The sequence below is a fragment of the Alphaproteobacteria bacterium genome (assembly GCA_018662925.1).
Taxonomy (GTDB): domain Bacteria; phylum Pseudomonadota; class Alphaproteobacteria; order 16-39-46; family JABJFC01; genus JABJFC01.
On the sequence record JABJFC010000018.1, the window covers coordinates 1 to 4632 of the forward strand.

The 4632-nt window shown below is 38.8% G+C and carries 6 protein-coding genes and 1 pseudogene; 2 read left to right on the forward strand and 5 right to left on the reverse strand.

The window, feature by feature from the left end; translation table 11 throughout:
- From HOL16_01060 to HOL16_01080, 5 genes are all read right to left on the reverse strand, one after another.
- A partial coding sequence (locus tag HOL16_01060; GenBank protein MBT5389287.1) for a hypothetical protein occupies positions 1-152 on the reverse strand: 152 nt, incomplete at its 3' end.
- Positions 153-494: 342 nt separating this feature from the next.
- Entirely contained in the window at positions 495-797 is a 303-nt protein-coding gene (locus HOL16_01065) for a HigA family addiction module antidote protein (GenBank protein ID MBT5389288.1), read from the reverse strand.
- Between the two features lie 15 nt (positions 798-812).
- A complete protein-coding gene (locus HOL16_01070) occupies positions 813-1094 on the reverse strand; it encodes a type II toxin-antitoxin system RelE/ParE family toxin (protein ID MBT5389289.1) in 282 nt (93 codons plus the stop codon).
- Between the two features lie 157 nt (positions 1095-1251).
- Positions 1252-2427, reverse strand: a complete 1176-nt coding sequence (locus HOL16_01075; GenBank protein ID MBT5389290.1) for a tyrosine-type recombinase/integrase — start codon at positions 2425-2427, stop codon at positions 1252-1254.
- Between the two features lie 444 nt (positions 2428-2871).
- Positions 2872-3273: a hypothetical protein gene (locus HOL16_01080; protein MBT5389291.1), complete on the reverse strand. Its 402-nt coding sequence runs from the start codon at positions 3271-3273 to the stop codon at positions 2872-2874.
- A 230-nt stretch (positions 3274-3503) separates the two neighbouring features.
- On the opposite strand from HOL16_01080, the pseudogene HOL16_01085 reads away from it, so the two are divergent.
- Positions 3504-3829: pseudogene (locus tag HOL16_01085) on the forward strand (hypothetical protein).
- Between the two features lie 290 nt (positions 3830-4119).
- A complete protein-coding gene (locus tag HOL16_01090) occupies positions 4120-4518 on the forward strand; it encodes a hypothetical protein (protein ID MBT5389292.1) in 399 nt (132 codons plus the stop codon).
- Positions 4519-4632: the final 114 nt, after the last annotated feature.

Here is a 4632-nt window from a genome sequence, read left to right on the forward strand (position 1 = left end):
GTTGAAGGTGATAGGTTCTTTTGGGCACAAAAAGCTACCACTGTCAGGCTACTTCCTGCAAACTCTTGAAGAATGGATAGTCTGAGTGGAAGTGATGTTTTTCCATGGCGTGTTTGGGGGCTTCTATTCTTTACTTGAGTAGCTTCGAGCATTGAAATCTCCTTTTTTAAAATTCAATCTCAATAACTCTGCAATATATAAATAAATTAACTTGAATAGATGGGGTTTATGAAGCGCTTACGAAAGTTCTTGATTTTCGTAAACGATATTTCCATTTTCATCGACAATACAAATAAAAGTCTCTTTCATCGAAACGTCTAATCCTGCATAGTACTTCATGAGCTGTTCCTTTTCCTTTTTTAAGGTTACTTATTGAGACGGTTTTCCTCTCACTCGAGAAAAAGTGTACCTCAATTGGAGCTATTCTCAGACTCCGGAGAACAGCTCACTTCTCGTTCGGTGCAATTACAGTATGTGCCCAATTTATTAAAAAATTAGTTCGTGCATACATCTAATGGCTTTACACTGGCTCTAATTCTTTCACCCGCAGTCCTCCGAACTTCCTCTAAGTTATAATCGTCTTGAAGTCCTATCCAAAAGTACTCTGTTGTTCTAAAATATAAAGCTAACCTCAAAGCCGTGTCTGCTGTTATCGAACGCTTCTGTAAAACAATCTCATTAATACGGCGAGCTGATACTCCCATATCATGAGCCGCCTTCGTTTGTGAAACGCCCATTGGCTTCAAAAATTCTTCTTGAAGAATTTCTCCGGGATGTATATTCCTTAAATTTGTCATCTTCTTCTCCTTACCTTAGTGGTAGTCAACTATGTGAACATGATATGCGTCTTTTTCTTTCCAAATAAAACATATACGCCACTGTTGATTAACTCTGATACTAAATTGACCCTTTCTAGTTCCTTTTAAACTCTCCAGTCTATTTCCTGGGGGAATTTTTAAATCATTAATTTCACGTGCGTTATTGATCATACGAAGTTTTCTTCTACAGCTGTTTTGCAGTTCCAGAGATACTCCTTTGATTGAGTTCCCTTCCCAAATAGACTCTGCTTTCTTGCAATTAAATGATCTTATCATTCTTTGATTATTACATATAACGTTATTGGTTTCAATTGTAAAATTATACAAACACAAATGAGAGAGAAAACTCACTAGATATTTTAGGTTCTATTGAGATATGTTTGTTGGGGCGCTTATTTTTCTCACAGACCAACACACAGCAAATGCAGAATTTTTATAAGTCTCCTACAAGCTGTTCTATCTTATCAGCAAATAATGTCGTTGCCTGCCGTAAAGGTTCATCCGCTAAGTGGGCATATCGTTGCGTCGTAGATGCTTGTGTATGACCTAAAAGCTTCCCAACAATGCTCAAACTTAACCCACTTGATACAAGATGCGACGCATGAGTGTGACGTAAATCATGAAGCCGCACGTCTTTTAGCTCTGCACGTTTCTTAATTGTGTTCCAGGCTTTCTTGATCTCTTGAAGCGGTTTCCCCTGAACCCTTCCTGGGAAAAGATATGTCCCCTTAGCCTGAGCTTGCATTTCTTTTAAGAGGGTAACAACCTGTAAGGAAAGAGGTAAATGCTCCATTTTTTTTTGTTTAGTTGTATGGGCTGGTTTTGTCCATACACCTTTTATGAGATCAAACTGATCCCATGTTGCGGTCAAAACTTCGCTCCTTCTTGAACCTGTTAGTATTAATAGTCGAATGGCATTCGCAACACTTTGATTATGATATTCCTTAAGAACTTTCATTAAACGCTTCAATTCATCGTCAGCAAGCCAACGATTTCGTTTTTGCTCTTGGTACTTCTCAACCCCTAAAACTGGATTTGTGCTCCGCCATCCCCACTGAACTGCTAAAGTGAACATCTTGCTTAAAAGCGCTCGCACACGATTAGCCATATAAGGAATCTTTTTAAGGTTTTTATGAAGCCTTAAAATATCTTGCGAGGTAATTTCTTCAACCTTTAAAGTTCCTAAGTTCTTCAAGATAATATTTTCTAACATTGCCTTATCTTCTTTATAACTTTTAGGCCTTTTATTGATTTTAGCATGCAATTCAATATACTCATGAGCAAGCTCTTCTATAGATGGTTTTGTCCTTTTGTCCTTACTCTCCTGAGACGGATCTTCACCTGCATTTACTCTAAGCATGAGTTGCACAGCCATATCACGCGCTCTTTCGGTGGTTATATTACCATGCATACCTATCTTGATCTTACGGTTCGTGCGGTATTGATTACGAAACTGAAGAAAATATGTTTTTCGTCCTGTGGGCTGAATACGTAAACCAAATCCTATAACTTCTGTATCCCACACATATGTGCGCTTTTCTGGATTTGGGACAATGCTTTCAACAACACGTTTTGTGAGTTTTTGTCTATGTATGCTTTGTTTTCGCATGAGGGACACCATTCTTTATGAAACACTAGAAGAAACTTTATCATGTAGAAAATTTTTGCTCAATAAAAAAAGGGGAGCATATGGGGAGCAACAGAACGAGAATCAGATAGATTTTTATAGATGTTTAAATATATTGTATTCTCTAAAAATGGCTTATATAATAACACTTATAGAACTTTATAGATCAGCATAGATTAATAGACTTTCTAACTCTTAATCAGCGGGTCACAGGTTCGAATCCTGTAGCGCCCACCAGGGGGAGTGGAGGATACGGGGAGATGGAGAAAATGAAAGAGATGAAATAGGTAGCAAAGAGAAATCCAGGACTTCTAGAATTTCATATTATCTACAGTCTAGGATGAAAAGAAGCCATGAATCATATCTTCAGCATTGCTTGCTAGCGCAGAAGACCTTCGGAAAACTTATCCCTTAGCATTCAAAACTTCAGAATAATCTCTTAACATCATCTGACCATGCACCGTCAAAACCATCAGTGCCTTTAAAAGCATCAGGTGCTCTTTCATCGATACACTTTATACTATCGTAAAAAGTTCCATCAGTAAAATATATGGCGGAGTTATTGGTTAACTTCTGCGATTTTTGTGGAGAAGTTTTACTCCCGGAATCATAACCAATGTTTGGTATTCCATCTTGCAGCGTTCGATTCGGAGTAGAAACTTCAGAGATTTTTTCATCTCGGTTTTCTCCGGAATTTGCAGGTGCTCTTTGTGGACGACTTTCTACAATTGCCTCTTCAGCAGAATCAACAGCATAAGCCTCCTTGGATGAGGTAGAAACTTGCACCGAAAGAACTGATAAAATCACTAATACTTTCCTAATATTCATAATGATCACCTTCCAAAATATGGATTAATTAACTATAAGAAAACTAAGTTTTTGTCAAGTTTATCCACCACTGCCATTTACAAAATAACCTGCTCAATTAAGGAGTCCCCCTCATGCTTACACTACTCGGTGCCGTCTTGGGCTTTGTCTCTAGCGCCTTTCCTGAGGTCCTTAAATACTTCCGTGAAGACAAGGACTGCAAACAAGAACAGGAGATCATGGATCGCCAGATAGAACTCTCAAAACTTGGGGCTTCCCACCGTTTGGAAGAAGGGCGTCTGAACACAGATGCCAATGAACGAGTTTCTCTTTATTCCCATGCAAAATCCGTTGGTGTTAAATGGATAGATGCCCTACCTGGTTCAGTCAGACCGGTTATCACTTATGCCTTCTTTATCCTTTATGCTCTTTTAAAACTAGCCCAATGGCATGCCATCATCCCATCTCCTGGTCAGATGCCCTCATCCAAATTTGGAATGTAGAGGATGCAGCCCTTTTTCCAGCCGTTATGTCTTTTTGGTTTGGCCAAAGAGCCCTCAGCAAGAGGCGTTCCTGATGATGCGTACTTCTGATCGAAGGTTGGAATATACATGCGCGCCTTTCAAGAATTTTGATCTTTTAGAAAGGAGGTTTTGATTTTTACTGTTTAGTCCCTTATAATAGTTTGTATCAAATGGTTTTATTGGGGGTCAGAATCTAGGAGTCTCTCTCCATACTATGCCCTCGAAAACTAGACAGGGGCAAAGGTGTGATTATTCTCTTCAGTAGAATGGGCTGATCACAACAAGATAAAATGAAAACTTATAAGAAAAAACGAGGAAGAGCATTCTCATGGAGGCCACGAGCATGCGGATACATACTAGTTTGAAAATACTTTTTTTCGTCTTTGTATTTATCTCTTCACTACAACCAACCAATTTTGTTTTTTCCCATACTGAAGAATACACTCTTGAGGTTATGGAAAAAATTGCCATAGAAAGAGCACCCGAACTCGAACAACTTCGCAGTCGCAAAATTGCCCTTGAAGACTCTGCCATAGCCGATGGACAAATGGCCGATCCTAAACTCCAAGCTGGCATCATTAATGTTCCAACGGATACGTTTAGCAATACTCAGGAAAACATGACGCAAATAAAATTTGCCTTGGTTCAAGATTTTCCAAGGGGAAATTCACTTTCACTTCGCACCGAACAGCAAAAATTACTGGCTAAAGGTGAAGACCCAAAATCCGCGATAGAAAATTAAATTTCTCCCTCTAGTGTGAAGGGAAGCAGTTTTTCCGATCGAGAGTGAATTTTTTTAGGTGTTAAATTTTTAAATTGACCCAAAGCGCTAAAAGTTATTCTAACCCTGGGTTTA

Bases quoted from the DNA above. Each gene is read 5' to 3' on its own strand.
- HOL16_01065 (MBT5389288.1), bottom strand. From the start codon at position 797: ATGACAAATTTAAGGAATATACATCCCGGAGAAATTCTTCAAGAAGAA.
- HOL16_01070 (MBT5389289.1), bottom strand. From the start codon at position 1,094: ATGATAAGATCATTTAATTGCAAGAAAGCAGAGTCTATTTGGGAAGGG.
- HOL16_01075 (MBT5389290.1), bottom strand. From the start codon at position 2,427: ATGCGAAAACAAAGCATACATAGACAAAAACTCACAAAACGTGTTGTT.
- HOL16_01080 (MBT5389291.1), bottom strand. From the start codon at position 3,273: ATGAATATTAGGAAAGTATTAGTGATTTTATCAGTTCTTTCGGTGCAA.
- HOL16_01090 (MBT5389292.1), top strand. From the start codon at position 4,120: ATGCGGATACATACTAGTTTGAAAATACTTTTTTTCGTCTTTGTATTT.